We start from the raw sequence: 23,208 nt of genomic DNA on the forward strand, positions 1-23,208 counted from the left end.
GTTAACCTTCTGTTGATAATCCTTTTTCCGTCACGCAGAAGGGCAGACGGATATGGGGATTTCGGAACTGCGCCAGCTCGGCCTGTCCGAGGACACAGCCGACATGGAGGCCGGGGCGGTGGAAACCGACCTGGTGCGCCGCGGAACGCTCGCCGCGCGGGACGCGATGCTCGCGCGTCAGCTGCGCCGGCATTGTGACGCGGATATGGGGCGGATCCTTGTGGCCGAGGGTTTGGTGACGAAAGGCGACCTTCTGAATGCGCATGTCCGCCGCTTGCGTTCGCGCCGGCTCGACGTGGATGAGCTCGCGACACTGGCGCCCCTCGCGGTGGACGTCGCGCCCCAGATCCTTTTGCGTTTTGCCGTCTTTCCGGTGACCGACCGCGACGGCCAACCCGCAATCGTTTCCGGCGACCCCGAGGCGTTGACCTATGCGCGTGCGCATCTTCCGGCGGAGCTGCGGCAGGCCCGTGTCCTGATCGCCCCGCGCGATGTGGTTCAGACCCACGTGGCGGAGTATTTCGCTGGCATGCTGACACAGGCGGCCCAGGCCCGCGTGCCGATCATCGAGAGCTGCCGCAGTTGGGCGCAGGGTCATGCGCGGCGACTGGCGCTGGTGACTTTGTGCGTGATCGGACTGATCGCGCTGACACTTGTTTTCCCGCGGGCGGTGCTGGCGGTGATGATGGGCTGGGCGGCCGTCACGCTGGTCGTGTCCGGGGTGTTCAAGCTGCTGGCCTTCGTGGCGCGCATGTCCGAGGGGCCGGTCGCGCCCGTTGTGCCAGTGGCAGAAGACAAGACGCCGTTGCCACGGGTGTCGGTCCTGGTGCCGCTCTTCCGCGAAACCGAGGTGGCGCATGCGCTGGTGGCGCGGCTGACGCAGCTGACCTATCCCAAGTGCCTGCTCGACGTGGTGCTGGTGCTGGAAGAGGAAGACGACATGACCCGCGCGACGCTGGCGCAGATCGACCTGCCCAGCTGGATCCGGGTGGTGGTCGTGCCCGACGGACAGCCGCGCACCAAGCCGCGCGCTATGAACTATGCGCTGGATTTCTGCGAGGGAGATATCATCGGGATTTTCGACGCCGAGGATGCGCCCGAAGCCGACCAGATCACCCGTGTGGCGCGGCACTTCCAGCAGGCCCCGCCAGAGGTGGCGTGCCTGCAGGGTATCCTGGATTACTACAATCCGCGTCAGAATTGGCTGGCGCGGTGTTTCACCATCGAATACGCCACCTGGTTCCGCACGATCCTGCCCGGCATGGCGCGGCTGGGCTTCGCCATTCCGCTGGGTGGCACGACGCTTTATTTCCGCCGCGACGCGCTGGAGGCGCTGGGCGGCTGGGACGCGCATAACGTGACCGAGGACGCCGACCTTGGCTTTTGTCTGGCCCGGCATGGGTTCCGCACCGAGATGGTCGCCACCGTCACCGAGGAGGAGGCAAATTGCCGGCCCTGGGCCTGGGTGAAGCAACGCTCGCGCTGGCTGAAGGGCTACATGACGACCTACCTGGTGCATATGCGGCGCCCCGGGCTGCTCTACCGCCAACTGGGGGCATGGAAATTCTGGGGCTTCCAGGCGCATTTCGTCACCGCGCTGAGCCAGGTTCTGTTGGCGCCATTGTTGTGGTCGTTGTGGCTGGTTTTCTTCGGGTTGCCGCATCCGCTTGATCCGGTGCTGCCGCGTGCCGTGATGGCCGCGATCGGGGCGCTGTTCCTGGCCATCGAGGTGCTGAACCTGACAATTTACCTGGCCTCGGTCACGGGCCCCAAGCACCGGCACCTGATCGCCTGAGTCCCGACGATGCATTTCTATCAGCCGCTTGGGGCGATCGCCGCCTACAAGGCGCTTTACGAACTGGTTCTGAAGCCGTTCTTCTGGGACAAGACCGCGCACGGCCTGTCGCTGGCCGTGGCGCCGCCCCCGGCCGCGAAACCGCCCCTAGATCAGCGTGCCAAGTTCCCCTGAATCCAGCTTCAACCGGGTCACGAAGGCCTTGGAAATATGGGCGCGCAACGCCTCGCCCGCGGCCTCGGCATCGCCGTTCTCGATGGCGGTGACGATGGCGTCATGTTCGGCCAGCGCATCCTCCGGGCGGCCAAGGGCGGCCAAGGACGTGGTCGCCATCAGCGCCATGGAGCGGTGCACCAGATCCAGCTGCTGCACCAGAAAGCGGTTGTGCGAGGACAGGTGGATCTGCTTGTGAAAGCGCCGGTTGGCGCGGGCCATCGCCTTGGGGTCGTCAATCAAGGCGTGATCGTCAGTAACCATGTCGCGCAATACGCGCACTTCTTCGGGTGCGGCATGGCGGGCGGCCAGGTTCGCGGCCAGCCCCTCAAGTTCGGCGCGTACCACGTAAAGTTCGGCAAGCTGGTTGTGATCCAGCGATGACACGATCAGGCTGCGCCCGTCACGCGTAAGCAGGCTCTGGGTTTCCAGCCGTTGCAACGCCTCGCGGATCGGCGTGCGCGACACTCCGAACCGCTCTGCCAGGTCGCTTTCCACCAGGCGGTCGCCGGGCTTGTAATCTCCGGTATCGATCGCCTCGAGGATCAGGTGGTAGGCATCTTTCTGCGGCGCGGCTATGGTCATCGCACTCTCATTCGGTATCTGGTTTCGATGGATGAGAGTATGCGGGGCAGGGCGCGGGGTGCAAGCCTTGCAGGGCCCTGCGACAATTAAGAGCGGATGGAAATGATGGCGAAAGAATTCTTTGCGCATGTGGAGACCTGGGTCTTTGACCTCGACAACACGCTCTATCCGCCGGAGATGCGCCTGTTCGACCAGATCGAGGTTCGGATGACGCAGTTCGTGATGGACGCGCTGGGTGTGGACCGGGCCGAGGCCGACAGGCTGCGGCTGGACTACTGGCGGCGGCATGGAACGACGCTGGCCGGGCTGATGCGAGAACATGACGTGGATCCGGGGCCGTACCTGACGGACGTGCACGACATTTCATTCGACGTGCTGGAAGCGGACGCGGAGCTGGCCGCGCGAATCCGGGCGCTGCCGGGGCGCAAGATCGTCTACACGAACGGCTCAGCCCCCTATGCGCAACGCGTGGTCGAGGCGCGGGGGCTGGAGGGCCTTTTCGACGCGATCTACGGCGTGGAACATGCGGGCTTTCACCCCAAGCCGGACCGGGCGGCGTTCGCCCGTGTCTTTGCCACCGATGGCGTGGTGCCGGGCCGGGCGGCGATGTTCGAGGATGACGTGCGCAACCTGGCGGCGCCGCATGCGATGGGGATGCGCACCGTGCTGGTCGGCTCCGAGGTGATAGAGGCCGATCACGTGCATCACCACACCGACGATCTGTCAGGGTTCCTGTCGCGACTGGTATAGGCGTCGCTGCGGCGATTTGCACCTTTAGCGCGCCGCAGGTGACTCCTACGTCCGTCTACGAGACACCATGCAGGACGCAGACCATGACCCAGACCCAAGGCACTGAAGAAGACGTTGGAAGATCCCCGGCGGAACGTTTGAGTGAAACATCAATAGTGGTTCGCATCCTATTCTTTCTGGGCGTTATTCTCTCGTTCTGGGGCGGGGCCATCGTGATCTGGGGCGTGCCGGGTCTTTACCTGCCCGCGCTGGCGCTCGTGCCCGTTATATGGCTATTCCTGCTGATCATCTCGCGCGCCTGAGACGGTCTGGCAGTGGCTGTGAGCGCGGTCTATGGTGCCGCTGAAAGGGAGGTCCGGGCATGAGCCGTTTCGACCATGACATCATCGTATCCGGCGGCGGCGTGGCTGGGCTGTCGGCGGCGGCGCTCTTTGGCGGTGCGGGCTTCCGCGTGCTGTGTGTCGACCCGGCCCCGCCAGTGACCGAGCGCGACGCCGAGGGGTCGGACCTGCGCACCACCGCGATCCTGCAACCGGCGCAGGCGCTTTTGGCGGAGGCGGGGATATGGCACCGGCTGGACGCCGAGGCGGCGCCCCTGCAAGTGATGCGCATCGTCGATGCGGGTGGCGAAGTGCCGGAGCCGCGCGTCGTCAAGGACTTCGATGCGGGCGACATTTCCGAAAAGCCGTTTGGGTGGAACTTGCCCAACTGGCTCTTGCGGCGCGAGATGGTGGCGCAGCTGGACAGCCTCGACACGGTGGAGTTTCGCCCCGGCGTAGCGGCGGAGAGCCTGTTCACCCGCGAGGCCGAAGCGCGGGTGGGCCTGAGCGATGGCAGCAAGGTGCGTGCCCGGCTGGTGCTGGCCGCCGACGGACGCGGCTCGCCCATGCGAGAGGCGGCGGGTATCCCTGTGAAAACAACGCGCTACGGGCAAAAGGCGCTGGCCTTTGCGGTGACGCACCCGATCCCGCATGACAATGTCTCGACCGAGATTCACCGCACGGGCGGCCCCTTCACGCTGGTCCCGCTGCCGGATTACGAGGGGCGGCCCTCGTCCGCCGTGGTGTGGATGGAGGAAGGTCCGGAGGCGCAGCGGCTGGCGGGGCTGGACGTGGCCGCGTTCGAATCCGAGATGAGCACGCGGTCCTGTCACCTTTTCGGGCCTCTGAAGCTCGCCTCGCGCCGGACGGTCTGGCCGATCATTTCCCAAGTGGCCGAGCGGATGGCGGGTGAACGTATCGCGCTGGTGGCCGAGGCCGCGCATGTGGTGCCGCCCATCGGCGCGCAGGGGTTGAACATGTCGCTTGGTGATCTGCACGTGCTGCTGGATTTGGCCACGGCGCAGCCGGATCGGCTGGGAGACCGCGAGATGCTGGAGACCTATCACACGCGCCGCCACTGGGAGGTGATGGCGCGGGTCACGGGCATCGACATGCTGAACCGCGCCTCGATGGTCAGCGCGCCGGTGCTGCGCGACGCCCGGATGCAGGCGCTGAACGCGCTGTATGGAATGGCCCCGGTGCGCAAGACGCTGATGCAGTTGGGGCTGGGCGCAAGGGGCTGAGAATGCAAGCGTTTCTGCGTGGTCACTGGCAATTGCTGCTGCTGGTCGTCGCGATTGCCGTCCTGTGGCGGACCCCCGTGGTGATCCCGCTAAAATTGCTGGTGGTGTTTCTGCACGAGTTGGGCCACGTGCTGGCCGTTCTGCTGACCGGCGGGGAGGTTCTGAACCTGACGCTCGACCCGATGCAGGGCGGGGCGGTGACCTCGCGCGGGGGCGGCCGGTTCCTGAGCCTGAGCGCGGGATACCTGGGCTCGCTCTTGATCGGTGTGGCACTTTTTATGGCCGCCGTGCGCACGCGCGCTGACCGCGCGGTGCTGGGCGTGCTGGGGGTCACGCTGCTGGCGGTGACGGTGCTTTACGTGCGGGCGCCCTTCGCGCTGGTCTTCGGGGCCGGGACGGGCGCGGCGATGCTGCTGGCGGCAAAGTACCTGCCGCGGGATGTCAGCGACCTTCTGTTAAGGGTGATCGGGCTAGCCTGCATGATCTACGTGCCGCTGGACATCTACAGCGACACGATCGCGCGCGGCTGGCTGCATTCCGACGCGCGGATGCTGGCCGAGGAGTTCGGCGGCACAACGTGGATGTGGGGCGGCGTTTGGCTGGCGGCCAGCGCATGGGTGATCTGGATGTGCCTGCGCCGGGGGCTGGGAGCGAACAGCAATATACGGTTGCGGTAAGGGCCGCGCGGCGGCGGCTAAAGAACCCTTTCGAACACCTCTTGCAGCCGGGCCTTGGCGGCCTCGACGTCATAGAGCTTGTCCAGCCCGAAAAGGCCAAGCCGGAAGGTCATGAAACCGTCGGGCTCGCCCACTTGCAGGGGCACGCCGGCGGCAATCTGCATGCCCTCGGAGGCGAATGTCTTGCCGTTCTGCACCTCCGGGTCGGTGGTATAGCTGACCACCACGCCCGGCGCGCCGTAGCCCTCGGCGGCCACGGACGTCACACCCTTGTCGGCCAGCATGGCACGGACGGCGTTGCCCAGCTCCCATTGCGCCTGCCGCAGTCTCTCGAAGCCGAACTCTTTCGTTTCCAGCATCGTGTCGCGGAACCCGCGCAGCGCGTCGGTGGGCATGGTGGCGTGATAGGCATGGCCGCCGTGTTCATACGCCTGCATGATCGCGTGCCATTTCTTGAGGTCGATGGCGAAACTGTTGGAGGTGGTCTTGTCCAGCCGCTCCAGCGCACGGTCGGACATCATCACCAGACCGGCGGAGGGCGAGGCGGACCAGCCCTTTTGCGGGGCGGAGATGAGCACGTCGACGCCGGTCTGTTCCATGTCGACCCAGGCGCAACCCGAGGCGATGCAGTCGAGCACCATCAGGGCGCCCACCTCATGCGCGGCTTCGGCCAACGCGGTGACATAGTCGTCGGGCAGGATGATGCCCGCCGATGTCTCCACGTGCGGCGCGAAGACGGCGTCGGGCTTGGCTTCGCGGATCTTGGCCGTGACCTCCTTGATGGGCGCGGGGGCAAAGGGGGCCTGCGCCCCGTTGCCGGTCTGCCGGGCCATGCAGACGGTCGTGTCCGAGGTGAATTGTCCGGCCTCGAAAATTTGGCTCCAGCGATACGAGAACCAGCCGTTGCGCACGATCAGCGCGTGGGCGTCGTGGCCGAACTGGCGGGCAACGGCCTCCATCGCGACGGTGCCGCCGCCGGGCACGATGGCCACGGCAGAAGCGTTGTAGACCTCTTTCAGCATGGATGAGATATCGGTCATAACCCCTTGAAACGCCTTGCTCATGTGATTGAGAGAGCGATCGGTGAAGACGACGGAGTATTCCAGCAGGCCGTCAGGGTCGATATCGGGGCGGAGGGCGGTCATGGGGCGCGGTGTCCTTGGTTTAAAACGTTGCGCGCAGTATGGCCCGAAGTTGGGGCGGATAACAGTGTGGCATACCGTCAGGCCGTGCCCTATTTCCGCCACATTTCTGCCTCACAGATGAATGTCAGGTTAAAATTGACCCGGAAAACCGGGCATCGAGCGAGGCAGTCAGACCGGGGCAGGCATGGCCACCACAACCCTTTTGCTGAATGGGTTCAGCATTATTGGGGATCCGCATACGAACTCCAATGCCAGTAATGGCGGCGAGTTGATGATTCACGACGGCACGGCAGTGTTCGACGACGACGACGTCGTGGCTTTCGTTGTCGAGGAAGTCACTGTCGACGGGGTTCTGACCGACGACTCGGTCATCGTGCAGGTGATCGTCTATGACAACGCCTCGGATTACTTCAACGACGTGCCGAAATTCACCTACGATGCGCCGCCGGGCGGTGGCGGCGATATTGACGTTGGCCGCAACACGATGGGCGACAGGTATCTTGAATTCGACGCCTCGGATCTAACATCGAGCGATGCCGGCGCGCCGGTACTGGGAGAGGTCGCCGCCGTCGCGGGGGTGGATATCCTGGGTACGCTGGCCAGTCAGAGCGGACCGTTGGAGGTGCCGACCAACGAGGATATCGATCTTGATGGCGACGGTGTGATCAGCGGTGCGGAGCAGGCGGATGGGAGTTTTTCCAGCGATCTCAACATTTTGACCGAGAACTCGCTGATCTGTTTCGTGGCCGGGACGCTGATCGAGACTCCGCAAGGGCCGCGCACGATCGAGACGCTATCCGAGGGCGACCTTGTGAATACGCTGGATGCCGGGCCACAGCCGATCCGCTGGATCGGCGGCAGCGAAACCGCCGGATTTGGCCTTCATGCGCCGGTTTGCATCGGGCGCGGGGTTATCGGCAACCTGCGCGATCTCTGGGTCAGTCAGAACCACCGGGTGATCGTCCGCGGGGCGCAGGCCGAACTGCTGTTCGGCGAGTCCGAAGTGCTGGTGGCGGCCAAGCACTTGGTGGACGGACGGCGCGTGCGGATCTTGCCACGGAGCCGCGTCACCTACTGGCATTTCCTGCTCGACGCGCACGAAGTGGTCTTTGCCGAATCCTGCGCGACCGAGAGCCTTTATCCGGGGCAGGAATCCCTCAAGGCGCTGAACGGGGCCGAGCGGGACGAGATCGTGGCGCTTTTTCCCGAACTTGCGGCGCGGCACAGCACGCTGCCGATGACACGCCGCGCGCTGCGGGCATTCGAGGCCGAGGCGTGGTGCATGACCGCCTGATGCCGAGGCACCGAGCGGCCACGCAGTGTGGGTGCCGTAATTACTTGCTGGCGTAGTCGACGCTGACGCGGGCCGACCGGACCGAGACGGTTTCGCCGTCGCGGGCGAAGGTGAACAGGCGGTCCTGCACGCCGGGCAGGCCGAAGGACACCGTGTCGCCATCCGCAAGGTGCATCCGCAGGCGGGCGGGATCGGCGGGCGCCTCGCCGGTGACATAGGTGGCGGTCAGCGCGTAGGCGTCGCCATCCTCGACCCAGTAAACGCTCATGTCGGCATCGGTTTCATGCAGGGTGGTGCCGGCATTGGCAGATGTCAGCGTGACGGTATCGGCAATGGTCGTGGTTGCTGTCAGGGCAAGGGCGGCGGCAGTCAGGATCGTTTTCATGGGGGTACCTCGTTCGGTTGCAGGTCGGTGCCGACGTCGCGGGATGTCGCGCCGGCACACCAATTCTGCAATGCAGCATAGACCTGCCGCGAGGGGCGCGGCTAGTCATCATTCTGCATACCCGTCATGCGGCTTGCGAATAAGTTGCTGTAATTAAAGAATACTTTTGCGTGCACGCATGCCGCGGTATACAGCGGTGTTGGTATCAGCCGATCGGACCGGGGCGGCGTTCCTCGCTGAGCAGCACGTTTGCCTCGACGTCTCCGACCCCCGGCAAGGTCATGATGCGGCGGCGCAGCACACGCTCGAAATCCGAGATGTCGCGAGCGACGACGCGCAGGCGATAGTCGTAAAGGCCAAGGATATGCTCGACGGTCTGTACCTCGGGGATGGCCGAGACGGCGCGTTCGAAATCGGCCAGGCTGACGCGGCCCTTGGTGGCCAGTTTCAGGCCCAGAAACACCGTGACGCCGAACCCCAGCGCCTCCTTGTCCAGATCGAGCCGCTGGGTTTTCAGGATGCCGGCATCACGCAGCCGCTTGATGCGGCGCCACGCGGCGGGTTGGCTGAGGCCCAGGGCACGGCCGATGGCGCCTGCGGATTGCGTGGCGTCCTGCACCAGCGCGCGCAGGATCTGGCGGTCGGTCGTGTCCAGTTCGATCATAGGGGCAGAACCTCGTCGGTCTTGATCTGTGCGACGTGCATCAATGCCTCGATGTCGGTTATGTGGGGGAGGGTCAGGATCGCGGTGCGATAGATCTCCTGGTAATGCGCCATGTCGCGGGCGATGACCGACAGGCGCGTGTCGACCCGGCCGAGGAAGGACTGGATTTCCAGAACCTCGGGGATGGCGCGGGCGGACTCGGTGAATTCGTCGAACGCGGTGGGCACGGTCTTGTCGAGCGTGATGCGCAAGGAGACTTCGACGCTGTAGCCAAGCGCGGCCCAGTCGATCACCGCGTGGTTGCCGCGCAGAAGCCCCGCCTGCGCCATCCGGTCCAGCCGCCGCGCACAGGTGGCGGGGGTGACGCCTGCGAGTCCCGCCAGGTCGGCGGGGCCAAGCGTCGGGTCATGCTGGTACTGGCGCAGGATGCGGTGGTCGGTGTCGTCGAGTTGCATGGACTTGTGCGTGTTGTGGGTGAATGGAATTTTTGAGTATTTGCGGAACAGTGAATGATTATCTCACCAATTTGGAAATTCATACCGAAAAAGCCGGGATCGCTTGCGAAATATTCGTCATCTTGCACGACATCTGACGACAAAGGAGAAAACCATGCGCGTCTATTACGATCGCGATTGCGATATCAACCTGATCAAGGACAAGAAAGTCGCCATCCTTGGCTATGGCAGCCAGGGCCACGCCCATGCGCTGAACCTGCGCGACTCGGGCGCCAAGAACCTCGTGGTGGCGCTGCGCGAGGGCAGCCCCTCGGCCAAGAAGGCCGAAGGCGAGGGCCTGAAGGTCATGGGCATCGCCGAGGCGGCGGCCTGGTGCGACCTGATGATGTTCACCATGCCCGACGAATTGCAGGCCGAGACCTACAAGAAATACGTGCATGACAACTTGAAAGAGGGCGCGGCGATTGCCTTTGCCCACGGCCTCAACGTGCATTTCGGCCTGATCGAGCCCAAGGACGGCGTCGACGTCATCATGATGGCGCCCAAGGGCCCCGGCCACACGGTGCGCGGTGAATACACCAAGGGCGGCGGTGTTCCCTGCCTCGTGGCCGTGCACAACGACGCGTCGGGTAAGGCGCTGGAGCTGGGCCTCAGCTATTGCTCGGCCATCGGCGGCGGGCGGTCGGGCATCATCGAGACCAACTTCCGCGAGGAATGCGAAACCGACCTCTTCGGCGAGCAGGCGGTTTTGTGCGGTGGCCTTGTTGAGCTGATCCGCATGGGCTTCGAGACGCTGGTCGAGGCGGGTTATGCCCCCGAGATGGCCTATTTCGAGTGCCTGCACGAGGTGAAGCTGATCGTCGACCTGATTTACGAAGGCGGCATCGCCAACATGAACTACTCGATCTCGAACACGGCCGAGTATGGCGAATATGTCAGCGGCCCGCGGGTCCTGCCTTATGAGCGGACCAAAAAGGAGATGAAGGCGATCCTGCACGACATCCAGACCGGCGCGTTCGTGCGCGACTTCATGACCGAGAACAAGGTCGGTCAGCCGTTCTTTAAGGGGACGCGCCGCATGAACGACGCGCACCAGATCGAGGAAGTGGGCGAGAAGCTGCGCGGCATGATGCCGTGGATCTCTGCCGGCAAGATGGTCGACAAAGAGAAAAACTGAGGCCATCCGCACCGAAAAAGGAAAGAGCCGGTGGTGCACCGGCTCTTTTCGTTCTTGTCAGTCGACCGGCTTGTGAGAATCGCCGTCCTTGGCAAGCGAACTTGGCGGGACGTCGGGATCTTTCTTTCGCTCTTCGGTCTTTTGCTTGTTGCGCGCGGCCAAGATGAGAACGATCACCAAGGTGATGATCGACAGGGCCGCGGCGCCGATGGCTATATCCATGATGCGCCTCCTTTCGATCCCAAGACGTGGCTGCGCCGCGACGAACGACAATGCGCTCGGGACGTTTTGACACGCACCCACATGCCCGGAGAGTTGATCTGAATGGAAAAAACGATTGCTGTCGCGCCGGTGAACTGGTTGAGGCTCTGCGCGCTGGGCATGATCTGGGGCGCGTCCTTCATGGCGGTCAGCGTGGCGCTGGACGGGGTGGGGCCGCTGACCGTGGTGGCGGTGCGGTTGATCCTGGGGGCGGCGTTCCTGCTGGTGCTCTGTCGCGCGACGGGCCGTGGCCTGCCGCCCCGGAGCGGGCCTCAGGCCGGGCGGCTTTGGGCATTCATCGTGGCGATGGGGCTGTTTTCCAACGCCTTGCCGTTCTTTTTGCTGAGCTGGGGCCAGCAGGTGGTCGCGTCGGGCTTTGCGGGGGTCTGTATGGCGGCAGTGCCGCTTCTGGTCCTGCCGCTGGCGCATTTCCTGGTGCCGGGCGAGCGGATGCATATGCGCCGCGCGCTGGGCTTCGTGATGGGCACATTGGGCGTGGCGGTGCTGATCGGGCCCGAAGCCTTGCGCTCGACCGGCGCGGAATTCGAGATGCTGGCGCGGTTGGCCTGTGTCGCGGCGGCGGGGTGTTATGCTGTCGGGTCTATCTTCACGCGGCTTGCGCCGGAGGTGGACCGCCTGTCGCTGGCCGCTGCCGTGCTAACGGTCGCCGCCGTGGTGTTCACGCCTTATGCGCTTGCGGTCGAGGGCCTGCCGGCAATGCCGCAGGGCCGGACGCTCTGGGCGCTCATGTACCTTGGCCTGTTGCCGACGGGCGTGGCGCAGATCCTGCTGGTGCAGGTGATCCGCGATGCCGGACCCGTCTTTCTGAGCCTGGTGAACTACCAAGTGCCGATCTGGTCGATCATCTTCGGTGCGGTGGTGCTGTTCGAGGCGCTGCCGCCCAGCCTCTACTTGGGCCTTGCGCTAATCCTGGGCGGCGTTGCGCTCAGCCAGCTGGGCGCGCTGCGGCGGCTGTTCGGCGCCTGATAAAATTCGTACGAATTTTATCAGGCCGGGAAATTTTCAATTTTCCGGCGCGACGGTGGCGGCCATCCAAAGCCTGAGCGCCTCCGACGTTTCGGCCACGTCATGCACCCGGTGAATCTGGATGCCCTGCGCCACCCCGGCGAGCGTCACGGCGATGGAACCGGGGGCGCGGTGCCGCGCCTCTTCGGTGCCGCCAATCGTCCCGATGAAACGCTTGCGGGAGGCCCCCAGCAGCACCGCGCAGCCCAGCCCGTGAAACAGCGCCAGGTTGTGCATCAGCATCAGGTTATGCTCCAGCGTCTTGCCGAAGCCGATGCCGGGGTCGGCTATGATGCGGTCACGGGGGATGCCTGCGGCGTTCAGTGCGGTGATGCGTTCCTCCAGCCAGTCAAAGACGTCAAGCGCGACGTTGTCATAGCGCGGGTCCTTCTGCATCACGTCGGGCGTGCCCTGCGCGTGCATCACGCAGACCGGCAGGCCGGCCTCGGCGCAGAAGGGGGCGAGGGCGGGGTCGAAGGTGAAGCCCGCCACGTCGTTGACGAGGCTCGCGCCGGCCTGATGCGCGGCGCGGGCCACCGGGGCTTTGCGGGTGTCGATGGAGATGGGCACGCCGGAGCGTTGGCGCAGGGACGCGATGACCGGGGCGGTGCGGTCGATCTCCTCGTCGATGGGCACTTCGGCGGCGCCGGGGCGGGTGGATTCGCCACCGATGTCGATGATCTCGGCGCCCGCGGCGGTCATCGCCTCGGCCCGGACCAGCGCCGCGTCGGGTGCGTTGTGCTGGCCGCCGTCGGAAAAGCTGTCGGGCGTGACATTGAGGATGCCCATCAGAGTGGGGCGCGCCATGTCCAGCCCGGTGACGGGCGCCCGGGGGCTGGTCAGGCGAGCCAGTACCTCGGGCGGGGCGTCCCGCGCCGGGATCAGGCGGGACGGCGCGTCGCGGTGCAGTTCCTCGACCGTGTCGAACCAGCACCAGCCGCCCGCAAGGGGCAGCGCGGTATCGGGGCGGGCGTGGTCGGAGCGAGGGATGGGACGGTAGTAGGGCATGTCGTCTGTGATCGTCTCGTGCGGTACGAGGTCCCGGGTCAGGCCCGGGACGGGCGTGCCTGTGGTGCGGTAGGTCCCGAAGCAGGTCCGGGATGGGGTGCCAGGCGGCTGGGAGGTCCCGGATCAGATCCGGGACGGCCTTTGAGACAGGGTCTCACAGGCCGCTTTGGGCGATGTCCTGCACCAGGGTCGGAACAGGTGGGTCGCTGGGCGGCACCTCGCCGATCAAGAGCAGGTCGGAGGCGTCCATGTGTCCGGCGAACCACGCCGCCAGACCCACCGGATCATCCGGCCCGGTGCGCGGGCCGTCCACGGCATCGAGCACGATCTTCGACGGTGCCCAGACGCTGATCTGGCCGTTCTTCATCGCCCAGTCCAGTTCCGTCCGCGTGCCGACCACCACGCAGCGGTCATCGCGCCCGGCCAGAACCCATGCATTCTGTTCCAGCGCCAGCAGATCGACACGGCGCTGCGACATGCGGTGCCCGGTCTTCGGGCTGTCGACGCGGTTATGGCCAACGCACAGGATCACCGGCTCGGCCCGCGCCTGCAACTGGTCGAGCCAGCGCGACAGGTTGGGCGAGCCGATCGCGGTGTTCGACAGGTACACCACATGCGGATGCGGTGTGATGTCGGCGTGATGGCCGACGGGTTTGGTCTTGAGATCCTCGACCGACCGGACGATCTCGACCCCGAGCGCGCCCGGCCCGCGGTCCAGTTTTTCCACCCGCACGAAGGTGCGCACCGCCTGCGGTTCCAGCAGGATGCGCTCGGCAATGCGTTCGGCCAGGGTTTCCAGCAGGTTCAGGCGCTCCTCCGCCAGTTCGGCGGCGATGGCCTCGGTCACCTTGTCATAACTGAGGATGCGATCCACGTCGTCGTCGATCGAGGCGGTCATCGGGCGCACCTCGACCACCACGTTGAACGCGACGCGCTGGGTGGTGCCGCGCTCGGCCTGAAAGGCGCCGATCTCGACCTCGACCACGTGATCGCGCACCGAGATCCGGTCTAGCGGGCCGTCGGGGGCGGTGGCGTCGGCACGCTCGGACGGATGCGCGAAGGCGAGACGGATTTCCTTGGACATGTGGGCCTCCCCCCAACTTATATCCCGCCGGGCATATCATGGCGCGGGGCGGGGGTGGAACCCGTAAATGCGACCGGGCAGGGCTCGTGTCCGGCAGATGCGGCCTGAGAAGGGGCAATCGGCAGAATATCCCCGATCTTGCCGTGCGGGGTATCTGAACGGAACGCGGCCCGGCAGCGCTGCGTTTACCTATAAACAGGAGGAGTGCGCCCATGACTGACGACACAGCGCAGAACCGAACCTTCACCCATCCCAATGTTGCAGAGATCGACCAGACCGACCGGCTCGTGCCGGTCAACTTGCGCCAGTCCGGCGGGACGCCGGTGGAGATGCTGGTCTCGACCCGGGTCCGCAAATCGCCCTTCTGGCATCTATCGGTCGAAGCGGGCGCATGGCGGGCGACGGTTTATAACCGGATGTACCACCCCCGCGGCTATGTGCGCGAAGAGGACGGCGGCACCATGGCCGAATACCGCAGCCTGGTGCATCGGGTCACGCTTTGGGATGTCGCCGTCGAGCGGCAGATCAGGGTGCGCGGGCCGGATGCCGAGGCTTTCGTCAACTTCGTGATCACCCGCGATGCCACCAAGATCAAGCCGATGCATGCCAAGTATTGCATTCTGTGTGATGACAAAGGCGGCATCCTGAACGATCCCGTCTTGCTGCGATTGTCGAAAGATGAGTTCTGGTTCTCGATTTCCGACTCGGACCTGCTCTTGTGGCTGCGTGGCGTCAACGTGCACGGCAACTGGGATGTCGAGATCGACGAAATCGACGTCGCTCCGTTGCAGGTGCAGGGGCCATTGTCCGAGGATCTCATGGTCGATCTGGTGGACGAGACGCTGCGGGACGTGCCCTATTACGGCATGATGGAGGCGACGATCGGCGGCGCGCCGGTGGTCATCAGCCAGACCGGGTTCTCCGGCGAGAAAGGCTATGAGGTCTACGTGCGCGACGCCTCGGAGAATGCCGAGAAAGTGTGGTACGCCATTCGCGGCACCGGCGCACGCTACGGCCTGCGGGTGATCGCCCCCGGGCACCACCGCCGGATCGCGGCCGGCATCCTGTCCTGGGGACAGGACATGGATCATGAAACCTCGCCGTTCCAGGTAAATCTCGCGTACCAGGTGCCGAAGGAGAAGCAGGCGGATTACATCGGCAAGGCCGCACTCGCGCGTCAGCGCGACGCGATCGAAGCGGGGAACTATCCGTTCAAACTCAAGATGGTCGGAATCAAAATGGGCGGCTTGCCCATCACCGACTACCCGTCCGATTTCTGGCTGGTGCAGGATGAGGACGGCAAGCGCGTCGGCTATGTCACGTCCGCCTGGTGGTCGCCGGAGCTGGAGGTGAACATCGCGCTGGCTTTCGTGCCGTGGGCGCTGTCCGAAACCGGGTCACGGCTCCGGGTGGAACTGCCCGAGGCCTATGCCGAGCATTCCGGGCAGGCGGCACCGGCAGAGGTCTGCAAAGTGCCCTTCCGCCCGTCCGAACACCCCAATGTGCGCGAGGCGCGGGGCTGAGCGAAGCTGGCTCCCAGAATCTCATCCGGGGAGGTCCGGCAGCGACGCTCCTGTTCGCCGTGCCGGACCTCCCCGGAATTGGTGACATGCCCCCGGAATGGACCGTTCACATAGTGGGCTCGCGCGATCCGGGCATGTCACCACGCGCGGCGCCGGGATGAGGGTACGGCCCGCGCGCGGAACTCAGTCGTCCGTCAGTACCTCTTCAAGATCTTCCAAATCCTGACTGCGCAAGAAGCGCGGCGCCATCAGCGCGATGTAGAAATCGATCATCGCGTCACCCGGAATGGAATTGCTGTTGCCAACCGAGGCGGGCCGGGCGCGGGTCCAGCCGCTTAAGCAGCGTCTGTGTCACGCGGATCGCGTCACGCAGGCCCAGCCGCTCCTGTTTCAGCTGCTTGAGGCGCAGCGCGTCGGCGGCGGGCTGGCTCTGCTCGCGGGTGATCCGCAGGTCGATCTCGCGGTGGCGGCGGGTCAGCGTGTCGATCCGGGCCTTCAGGCTCTTGGGCGAAAGTGTGCGGCGTTTCATGTGGGTCCTCCCGATGATGCGTGTTGAACTGTGGATTAGAGATGGGAAGGGGTGTTTGAAGATTAAATCCTATCGAAGCTGAAAATCCGATAGGAAAACCCTATCTTGAAAAAGACCCAGCGAAGGACCATGCGATGGACGATATCACCTTGCGCCAGTTGCGCTATTTCCTCGCCCTCAGCGAGACGGGCCATTACCGCAAGGCTGCCGAACGCGCCGGGATCAGCCAGCCGTCGCTCAGCCAGCAGATCGTTCGGCTGGAATCCGCCCTTGGCGTCGAGTTGGTCGAGCGCGGGCGGCGCGGGGCCGTTCTAACGCCTGCCGGGCGCGAGGTGCTGGCGCAGGCCCGCAAGGTGATCGACGAGGTCGAGACGTTGGCGCTGCGGGCGCGCGAGGCGAAGGATGGCGTTGGCGGCACATTGCGGCTGGGCACGACGCCGACATTGGGTCCGTATCTTTTGCCCTACGTCACGCGGCGGCTGCACCGCGCCTACCCCGCGCTGAAACTTGTGATCCGCGATGCCGCACCGCGCGTGCTGCAGGATGAACTGGACGAGGGACGGCACGACATGATCCTGACGCAACTGCCGGTGCAATCGGCCGATGTGGACGTGATGCGGCTTTTCCGCGAGCCGCTGAAGCTAGCCATGGTGCAGGACCATCCGCTGGCGGGGGCGGCGCGGGTCGACGAAGCTGATCTGCAAGGGCAGGATGTGCTGTCGTTGTCCGATGCCTACCTGCTGCATGGCCAGATGTTGCGCCTGTGCGAGGATGTGGGTGCGCGGCTGCGGCAGGATTACGAGGGCACCAGCCTCGATGCGCTGCGACAGATGACGGCGCTGGGCATGGGTGTCAGTTTCCTGCCCGCGCTTTATGTCCGGTCCGAGGTGGATGGCAAAGAGGGCGACGTGGCGATCCGGCCTTTCGGCGGCGACCGGCTGACCCGCTCGATCGGGCTGGTCTGGCGCCGGCGGGCGGCCCATGCCGCGCTGGCCCGGCGGATCGGCGGGATCGTGCAGGCGGTGGTGCAGGAGCATTTCGCCGACCTTGTGACATTGGAGGCCTAAAGCGTTTGGCGAAAAACCTGGGTCACAGATTTTCGCGAAACGCAGTGGAACGCTCAGATGTCGTACGCGTTTAGCCTTTATCTGATACCTCAGGTTAACGGCGAAACGCTTTAAATGCTGAAATACACCCCCGGAGACGATGTCGGCCCGCTCGAGCACTGGCCCTTCGATGCGCCAGAGAGCGCGTATCGCATCCTGCGCGGCGATCCTGTCTGTCACGGGCGGCTGGACGCGGGCGGGCCGGGGCACGCGACGCGGTCCGGGATCTGGCGTTGTTCCGAGGGGGCATTTGCCTGCACCGAACAGCGCGACGAGATGATGGTGATCCTGCAGGGGCGCTGCCGCATCAGCGATCACGCCACCGGCGCGGTGCTGGATCTCGGTCCCGGCGACACCGCATTTGTTCGGGACGGTGTGCGGGTGACATGGGACGTCTCCGAGGCGGTGACGAAGGCCTTCATGGGCTGGAAACCCGACCGATATTGAACGCGGGCCGAATTCCGCGATCCGGCTCCGGACGCCCCTCGCCACAGTTCGGGATCGCACTACATCGGGCGCGAAGGCATTGGGCCCCGGGGCGGAGACCACGCAACGTAACAGACCGGGAGGACCCCCATGACCACCAGACGCAATTTCCTGATCGGCAGCGCTGCCGCCGGCACCGTGACCGTGCTGCCGTCGCTCGCCTTTGCTGCCGAGGAAGGCGCCAGCATGAGCTTTCTTGACGGGGCCGTCAGCATTCATCCCATTTCGCACGCCTCCTTCGTGATGGAGACACCCGCGGGCGTCGTCTATGTCGACCCGGTGGGCGAGGCGTCGGAATACCAAAGTCTGCCCGACCCCGAGCTGATCCTTGTCACCCACCGGCACGGCGACCACTACAATGCCGACCTCTTGGGCGCGCTGCCCGAGGTGCCGATCCTGACCAATGCCGACGTCATGGGCATGATGCCCGAGGACATGCAGGGCCGCACACAGGCCATCGCCGCCGGTGACACGACCGAGATGATGGGGCTGGGGATCGAGGCGGTGCCAGCCTACAACATCACCGAGGGCCGGATGGATTTCCACCCGCAGGACCGGGGCGATATCGGCTTTGTCGTGACCACGGATGCGGGCCGGGTCTATATCTCGGGCGATACCGAAGGCACCGACGAGATGCGCAGCCTGGAAGATATCGACGTGGCGCTGGTCTGCATGAACCTGCCCTTCACCATGACCGCCGAACAGGCCGCAGACGCGGTGGCCGAATTCTCGCCTGCCGTGGTGATCCCGTATCACTATCGCGGTCGCGACGGCGGCACGCAGGACCCCGAGGCCTTTGCCCAAATGCTGAGCGATGCGGGGGCCGAGACCGAAGTGTCGCTGCACGACTGGTACAACGGCAACCTGAGCTGACCTTACCAGTGTCGCCGCGCGTATGGCAGGCGCGGTGGCACGCCGCCACCTTTGCCCCCACCGCAAGACATAAGGACCGCATATGAAATCCACATTCCTGATCGCCGCCATGAGTTGTGTTCCCGGCATGGCCTTTGCCCAGTCCGGCCCCAGCCTGTCCTTCTCGGCCGGCATCGGCGGCAATTACCAACCGGAGTATTTCGGCTCTGACGACTACGAGGCGGGCGTGACCGGCGGGTTCAAGTTCGGTCACCTCAAGATCGGCCGGCTGGAGTTCGGCGACCCCGATCCCAATGTTGTCAATCTTGGCTGGCGGCCGCGCGGCTCGTTCCGCCTGATAGGGGAACGCGACAGTTCGGACCATGCAGAGCTGGCGGGTCTGAACGATGTCGATTTCAGTGTCGAGATCGGTGGCGGCATCGGCTACACCGCCGAGAATTTCCAAGCCTTTGCGGACGTGCGCTATGGCGTGATCGGCCACGAAAGCTGGGTGGGCGAGCTGGGCGCCGACGCGATCTTCCGCCCCTCGGACGACTGGACTGTTACCGTGGGGCCACGGGTGCTGTGGGGCTCGGATGACTACACGTCGACCTATTTCGGCGTCACCCCGGCCGAGGCGGGCCTGTCGGCCTTTCCCGCCTACGCGCCCGGATCCGGCATCGTCAGCGCGGGCATCGAGGTCGGCGCGCAATACGAGCTGTCGCAGAACTGGTATCTGGACGGAACACTGGCCTGGAACCGGTATGTCGGCGACGCGGCGGATTCACCTATCGTTCAGGACGACGACAGCTATACGGCATCGCTGGTCGTGATGCGGCGGTTCAACTTCGGGCGGTGATTGCTTTGCGGTTTTGTCTGTCGGACGGCCCCGGTTGCGCCGGGGTCATTGCATTTTTGCCTGTGGATGCGGGCCACCAGCCAAGCCACCATCGGCGGTATCACCAACAAGGCGCGTTTCATGGTGCCTCGGTTTCCATTTCGTCCGCGATGATCTGGACATAACCGGGCAGGATCGCGGGCAATCACTGGCTAGTCTCGCGCAAGGTCAGGCTTTCGCGGGTCTCTTCCCGCAAAATAGGAAGGCGTCCGCGCCGGAGGTCGGCTTTGCGGGACTTTTCCGCCGTTCACGACGGAGGCAATCGTCAGCCCCTGGGGTGGTGATCCGACGGCAATTCTGAAGCGCTTAATGCCTGCCAGATACATCCTCGGATTGATCTTTGCGCCCAGCTTCAGCCAAATCGCCAGCCCAAGGGAGGGGCTGGCGATGGCCGGGCCGCTTCGCGGTTGTTAACCGGCTGAGTGCTCGACACGGATGTCTCACAGGGGGCTCGAAGCGGACATCGCGCTCCCAGCCGAGAGTGCTCATCTGCAAAACGAAAAGCAAAGGCCCCGGATTGCGCCGGGGCCTTTCTTTGTGCCTGACCATAGGTCAGACGAACAAGAAGTCGTCCACTGCCGCATCCAACGCCGCACCGTCCTGGAATGCCAGGTTCTGAATGCGCATGTCATCCTCGGGGCCGGTGTCGACCTCGGAGAACGCGGTGGCGGCAGTGTTGTGATTGTCCAGCAGGTACTCGGCGAGCGCGTCCTGCTCGGTGCCGTCATCCGCGAAGGTGGCGCCGCCGGTCTGTACGCCCTCCTGTTCGAGGCCGACAAAGTCGAAATCCTCGGGGAAGGGGTAGCCGTCACCGCCGCCGACAAAGTTGCCGTCGTCGTCGAAGCGCGGCGCGGCCAGGAAGCCCAGCGTGACGACGCCATATTCCTGATCGGGATTCACGATCACGCCGTCATCCACCAGCACCGCGCGGATTTCGCCGGTATCAGGGTCGACGAAGGCCGCGTCATCGATCCGCGCGCCCGACGGTGCATCGGGGTCAAAGCTGAACTGCACGCCCGCCACCTGGATGAACTGGCCCGCCACGCTGGGCAGGGCGGCGACGCCGTGTTCCAGAACCGCCACAAGCTCGGTCGCGGTCAGCTGGCCGACGACAAGGTCGTTGTTGAACGCGAGCGTGGTCTGGATGTCGTTCTGACTGATCCCGCCCGTGGGTTTCACCACGTTGCCGTCGCCGTCGAGGATCTGCTCGTTCACGTCGCGCACCGGCTCGGTTCCGCCCGCGGGCACCACCGTCTGACCGATCGAGGCGCGGATACCGCCACCGTTCTTGATCGACACCCAAACGTCGTCGCCGTCGCCGAACATCTCGTTGGCATAGTCCAGGTTGGCATCCGCCGTCAGGTTGCCCAGGTTGGTTTCCTGCGTGCGCACCCCGTCGGGATCATCGCCCGCGCCAGTGCCCGACCGGTTGCCGTTCAGGAACACATCCGAGATGCCGAAGACATTGCCCTCGGTCGCCAGGATCTGGTCCTGGATCGCATCGGCGATGGCCTGGATTTCCGGGTCGATCAGACCTTCGGCATTCAGGTCCGCCACGCCCTGGTCGTCGGTGGCATAGGCGCCCGAGACATCTTCGTCATAGCTGTCGGGGATGATGTTGCCGTAGGCGTCGAATTCGATCACCAGCCGGCCCACATACTGATAGCTGCCGTCGGTATTGACCACCGCGGTGGTGGTGCCGCCCGCGTTGTCGATAAACGCCGGATACTGGCCCTGATCGCTGTCCCCGTCGCGGGCACGGTCGTTGTCGTCGAAAAGCCGAGTGTTCGAGCCGCCGGCGACGATGATGTCCACGTCGGTCAGTCGCTCGGCCAGTCCGAACTCGATGCCGATCTGCTGCATGTGGCCCAGCAGGATCACCTTGTCCATCGTGGGGTTGTCGGCCAGCAGGGCATCGACCTCCGCCTGGATCTCGGCGGCCAGCGCATCCAGCTCGGCCTCGGTGGGGTCGGTGCCGGCCCAGCTGGGGGCGATGCCCACGCCACCGGGCGAGGAGATCGAGCCCAGTGTCGGAGTCGTGGCGCCGATGACGCCGATCCGCTCGCCATCCTGTTCGATCACGGTCGAGGAGGTGACGACGCCCGATTGCGGCGCCTGTCCGCCCTCGACGGCCAGCGGTGCGAGGTTCTCGTCGGTCGAGAAGTCAAGGTTGGTCGACAGGTAGGGAAACAGCGCCCCGGCGAAATCCATGCCGTCCAGATCGGTGTCCGACAGGGCGGCGAAATCCCCCTCCGCGTCGCCCGAAATGAGGCTCGCCAGCGTGCCGGTGCCGAAATCGAACTCGTGGTTGCCCAGGGCCACCGCCTGCACGCCCAGCTCGTTCTGGATCTGGATGTCGGCGATGCCGGCCGAGCCGAAGACCTCTGCAGAGGCGTCATAGAACAGGCCGGGGATGAAGGCGTCGCCCGAGGACAGCGTCAGCGTCGCGTCTGCGCCCACATCCTCGTCGCGCAGCGCGTTCAGAACAGCCGACAGGTTCGGCGCGTCCTGCACCGCCGCCGCACCGGCCTCCTGGTCGGTGAAATGCAGCAGGTTCAAGGTAAAGGTGTCGTCGCGGTCCAGCATCTCGACCGAAACGCTGGCTTCTTCGCTTTCGGTCTCGCCGTTCGAGACGCGGTAGGTGAAATCCAGTTCGCCGTCGAACCACGGGAAGGCCTTGACCTTGACGGTGCCGTCGTTGTTGATCTTGACGAAGCCTTCAAGGCGTCCGCTGTCCTCGTCGCGCAGCAGCACCAGCTTGCGACGGCCCACATCCTGGCCGTTGATCTCTGACACGAAGAGGTCATCGGCATCGCTTTCCTCGCCCGGCAGGTCATTCGCCAGAAGGTCCAGCGTGGCCTTGCGGCCAACGACACGCGCCACGTCGTCCGCGGCGGTGGGGGCGGGCGCCGGGTCATTGTCGTCGTGCGGATTGCACCAGTCCCAAAAACCGGGAAACTTGTCTTTCCATGAAAACCCGCGGTTGCCCCACGGCGTGCCGAAATCGTGTTTGAAAAACATCTGGAAAATCCCCTTGTCCGATTGGTTCCACGTCGCAGCAACGCGGCATCGGACAAAGAAAAGCCCCGCTTAGGTAACAGGGACGCAGCGAAAGCGTTAATTTTTTGTGACGGGTCAGGATGCGGCGCGGGAAGGGGCAGGACGGGGGCTTAGCGTCGGGCGCGAAAGTGCCTCAGAAAGGACCACGCGGTCAACGCGGCAAGCGCGACAAGCGCGGCTATGCCTGCCAGGTGGGCCATCCGTCCCAGCCCCAGCACGGCGCGCGGATCGGCAACATGCGCCCCGCCATTTACCAGCAGCAGCGTCACCATGCCGGGGATCAGCACCAAGCCTGCGACGATCGGCCAATACAGCCAGCGTGTCACCGACGGGTAAAGCATCGCGCCGATACGCTGCTGCCACCACAAGAGCGCGCAAATCAGGGCAGGGGCCATCAGCGCCAGAAGAACCGCAACCAGCGGTGCGACGAACACCTCGAAGGTGGCTGCGTTGTCACTGCCCCACCCGGCGGCGACCCCGCCGCGGCTGAACGGAAAGCCCCAGATCAGCTGGGGGGCGAAGCGAGAGATAACAACGCTGGACACGCCAAGCAGCAGGTAGATCTCGGTCCCCAGCGCATAAAGCCGCCACGGGTCCGCACGGCGGCGGTGCAGCACGCTGCAGCCGATCATGATCGCGACGATACAGGCAAGATAGATCATCCCGCGAAG

Annotated in this window: 25 protein-coding genes; 14 read left to right on the top strand and 11 right to left on the bottom strand. The window is 64.9% G+C overall.

The genetic code is table 11. The features are described 5' to 3' along the window. Positions 1-52 precede the first annotated feature (52 nt). Together FIU86_RS06350 and FIU86_RS22790 are read left to right on the top strand one after the other, a co-directional pair. Entirely contained in the window at positions 53-1,795 is a 1,743-nt protein-coding gene (locus FIU86_RS06350; protein WP_254703955.1) for a glycosyltransferase, read from the top strand. A 9-nt stretch (positions 1,796-1,804) separates the two neighbouring features. Beyond that, positions 1,805-1,969 (top strand): hypothetical protein, encoded by a 165-nt coding sequence (locus FIU86_RS22790; protein ID WP_254703956.1) that lies wholly within the window; start codon positions 1,805-1,807, stop codon positions 1,967-1,969. On the opposite strand, the gene FIU86_RS06355 is transcribed toward FIU86_RS22790, so the two are convergent. Continuing rightward, positions 1,943-2,593, bottom strand: a complete 651-nt coding sequence (locus FIU86_RS06355; protein WP_103761679.1) for a GntR family transcriptional regulator — start codon at positions 2,591-2,593, stop codon at positions 1,943-1,945. The genes FIU86_RS22790 and FIU86_RS06355 overlap by 27 nt on opposite strands. Positions 2,594-2,698: 105 nt before the next feature. Here FIU86_RS06355 and FIU86_RS06360 point away from each other — a divergent pair, with 105 nt between their 5' ends. The 4 genes from FIU86_RS06360 to FIU86_RS06375 all read left to right on the top strand — a co-directional run bounded on the left by FIU86_RS06360 (position 2,699) and on the right by FIU86_RS06375 (position 5,584). Continuing rightward, positions 2,699-3,343: a pyrimidine 5'-nucleotidase gene (locus FIU86_RS06360; protein WP_152474311.1), complete on the top strand. Its 645-nt coding sequence runs from the start codon at positions 2,699-2,701 to the stop codon at positions 3,341-3,343. A gap of 83 nt (positions 3,344-3,426) precedes the next feature. Further along, a complete protein-coding gene (locus tag FIU86_RS06365) occupies positions 3,427-3,645 on the top strand; it encodes a hypothetical protein (RefSeq protein WP_152474312.1) in 219 nt (72 codons plus the stop codon). Between the two features lie 59 nt (positions 3,646-3,704). Then, positions 3,705-4,907: a UbiH/UbiF family hydroxylase gene (locus FIU86_RS06370; RefSeq protein WP_152474313.1), complete on the top strand. Its 1,203-nt coding sequence runs from the start codon at positions 3,705-3,707 to the stop codon at positions 4,905-4,907. A gap of 2 nt (positions 4,908-4,909) precedes the next feature. Continuing rightward, a complete protein-coding gene (locus tag FIU86_RS06375; protein ID WP_152474314.1) occupies positions 4,910-5,584 on the top strand; it encodes a M50 family metallopeptidase in 675 nt (224 codons plus the stop codon). A 17-nt stretch (positions 5,585-5,601) separates the two neighbouring features. Here the strand turns inward: FIU86_RS06375 and FIU86_RS06380 are convergent, their stop codons facing one another. Then, positions 5,602-6,729 (bottom strand): aminotransferase class V-fold PLP-dependent enzyme, encoded by a 1,128-nt coding sequence (locus FIU86_RS06380; RefSeq protein WP_152474315.1) that lies wholly within the window; start codon positions 6,727-6,729, stop codon positions 5,602-5,604. Between the two features lie 184 nt (positions 6,730-6,913). Between FIU86_RS06380 and FIU86_RS06385 the strand changes: the two genes are divergently transcribed. Then, positions 6,914-8,023: a Hint domain-containing protein gene (locus tag FIU86_RS06385; protein WP_152474316.1), complete on the top strand. Its 1,110-nt coding sequence runs from the start codon at positions 6,914-6,916 to the stop codon at positions 8,021-8,023. 40 nt (positions 8,024-8,063) lie between these two features. Here FIU86_RS06385 and FIU86_RS06390 read toward each other — a convergent pair whose 3' ends face one another. The 3 genes from FIU86_RS06390 to FIU86_RS06400 all read right to left on the bottom strand — a co-directional run bounded on the left by FIU86_RS06390 (position 8,064) and on the right by FIU86_RS06400 (position 9,527). Then, positions 8,064-8,408, bottom strand: a complete 345-nt coding sequence (locus FIU86_RS06390) for a hypothetical protein (RefSeq protein ID WP_152474317.1) — start codon at positions 8,406-8,408, stop codon at positions 8,064-8,066. Between the two features lie 205 nt (positions 8,409-8,613). Next, positions 8,614-9,072 (bottom strand): Lrp/AsnC family transcriptional regulator, encoded by a 459-nt coding sequence (locus FIU86_RS06395; RefSeq protein ID WP_057790343.1) that lies wholly within the window; start codon positions 9,070-9,072, stop codon positions 8,614-8,616. Continuing rightward, on the bottom strand, positions 9,069-9,527 hold the full coding sequence (locus FIU86_RS06400) for an Lrp/AsnC family transcriptional regulator (RefSeq protein WP_152474318.1): 459 nt from the start codon (positions 9,525-9,527) through the stop codon (positions 9,069-9,071). Before FIU86_RS06400 ends, FIU86_RS06395 begins: the two co-directional genes overlap by 4 nt. Positions 9,528-9,660: 133 nt before the next feature. Here FIU86_RS06400 and ilvC point away from each other — a divergent pair, with 133 nt between their 5' ends. Further along, positions 9,661-10,704, top strand: a complete 1,044-nt coding sequence (gene ilvC, locus FIU86_RS06405; RefSeq protein WP_302848768.1) for a ketol-acid reductoisomerase — start codon at positions 9,661-9,663, stop codon at positions 10,702-10,704. A 57-nt stretch (positions 10,705-10,761) separates the two neighbouring features. On the opposite strand, the gene FIU86_RS22520 is transcribed toward ilvC, so the two are convergent. Further along, complete coding sequence (locus tag FIU86_RS22520) at positions 10,762-10,926, bottom strand: hypothetical protein (protein ID WP_172977451.1); 165 nt, start codon at positions 10,924-10,926, stop codon at positions 10,762-10,764. A gap of 102 nt (positions 10,927-11,028) precedes the next feature. On the opposite strand from FIU86_RS22520, the gene FIU86_RS06410 reads away from it, so the two are divergent. Then, positions 11,029-11,952, top strand: a complete 924-nt coding sequence (locus FIU86_RS06410) for a DMT family transporter (RefSeq protein WP_152474320.1) — start codon at positions 11,029-11,031, stop codon at positions 11,950-11,952. A 36-nt stretch (positions 11,953-11,988) separates the two neighbouring features. On the opposite strand, the gene folP is transcribed toward FIU86_RS06410, so the two are convergent. Both folP and FIU86_RS06420 read right to left on the bottom strand, forming a co-directional pair. Further along, the gene (gene folP / locus FIU86_RS06415) at positions 11,989-12,999 is read right to left on the bottom strand and encodes a dihydropteroate synthase (protein WP_152474321.1); all 1,011 of its coding nucleotides are present in this window, start codon (positions 12,997-12,999) and stop codon (positions 11,989-11,991) included. Positions 13,000-13,153: 154 nt separating this feature from the next. Next, positions 13,154-14,083, bottom strand: coding sequence for a dihydroneopterin aldolase (locus tag FIU86_RS06420; RefSeq protein WP_152474322.1), 930 nt, complete (start codon positions 14,081-14,083; stop codon positions 13,154-13,156). 212 nt (positions 14,084-14,295) lie between these two features. Between FIU86_RS06420 and FIU86_RS06425 the strand changes: the two genes are divergently transcribed. After that, positions 14,296-15,606 (top strand): glycine cleavage T C-terminal barrel domain-containing protein, encoded by a 1,311-nt coding sequence (locus FIU86_RS06425; protein ID WP_254703957.1) that lies wholly within the window; start codon positions 14,296-14,298, stop codon positions 15,604-15,606. A gap of 277 nt (positions 15,607-15,883) precedes the next feature. Here the strand turns inward: FIU86_RS06425 and FIU86_RS06430 are convergent, their stop codons facing one another. Next, a complete protein-coding gene (locus FIU86_RS06430; RefSeq protein ID WP_152474323.1) occupies positions 15,884-16,135 on the bottom strand; it encodes a YdcH family protein in 252 nt (83 codons plus the stop codon). A 134-nt stretch (positions 16,136-16,269) separates the two neighbouring features. Here FIU86_RS06430 and FIU86_RS06435 point away from each other — a divergent pair, with 134 nt between their 5' ends. The 4 genes from FIU86_RS06435 to FIU86_RS06450 all read left to right on the top strand — a co-directional run bounded on the left by FIU86_RS06435 (position 16,270) and on the right by FIU86_RS06450 (position 19,438). Further along, positions 16,270-17,202, top strand: a complete 933-nt coding sequence (locus FIU86_RS06435) for a hydrogen peroxide-inducible genes activator (protein ID WP_152474324.1) — start codon at positions 16,270-16,272, stop codon at positions 17,200-17,202. Between the two features lie 114 nt (positions 17,203-17,316). Next, positions 17,317-17,688: a cupin domain-containing protein gene (locus tag FIU86_RS06440; protein ID WP_152474325.1), complete on the top strand. Its 372-nt coding sequence runs from the start codon at positions 17,317-17,319 to the stop codon at positions 17,686-17,688. A 129-nt stretch (positions 17,689-17,817) separates the two neighbouring features. Continuing rightward, complete coding sequence (locus FIU86_RS06445; RefSeq protein WP_152474326.1) at positions 17,818-18,600, top strand: MBL fold metallo-hydrolase; 783 nt, start codon at positions 17,818-17,820, stop codon at positions 18,598-18,600. An 82-nt stretch (positions 18,601-18,682) separates the two neighbouring features. Then, positions 18,683-19,438 carry a MipA/OmpV family protein gene (locus FIU86_RS06450; protein WP_152474327.1) on the top strand — a complete coding sequence of 252 codons (756 nt, stop codon included), beginning with the start codon at positions 18,683-18,685 and terminating at the stop codon, positions 19,436-19,438. A 591-nt stretch (positions 19,439-20,029) separates the two neighbouring features. Here FIU86_RS06450 and FIU86_RS06455 read toward each other — a convergent pair. Both FIU86_RS06455 and FIU86_RS06460 read right to left on the bottom strand, forming a co-directional pair. After that, complete coding sequence (locus FIU86_RS06455; protein ID WP_152474328.1) at positions 20,030-22,498, bottom strand: 5'-nucleotidase C-terminal domain-containing protein; 2,469 nt, start codon at positions 22,496-22,498, stop codon at positions 20,030-20,032. A 149-nt stretch (positions 22,499-22,647) separates the two neighbouring features. After that, a complete protein-coding gene (locus tag FIU86_RS06460) occupies positions 22,648-23,199 on the bottom strand; it encodes a hypothetical protein (protein ID WP_152474329.1) in 552 nt (183 codons plus the stop codon). Between the last annotated feature and the right edge of the window lie 9 nt (positions 23,200-23,208).

The organism is Roseovarius sp. THAF9 (assembly GCF_009363715.1).
Classification (GTDB): Bacteria; Pseudomonadota; Alphaproteobacteria; order Rhodobacterales; family Rhodobacteraceae; genus Roseovarius.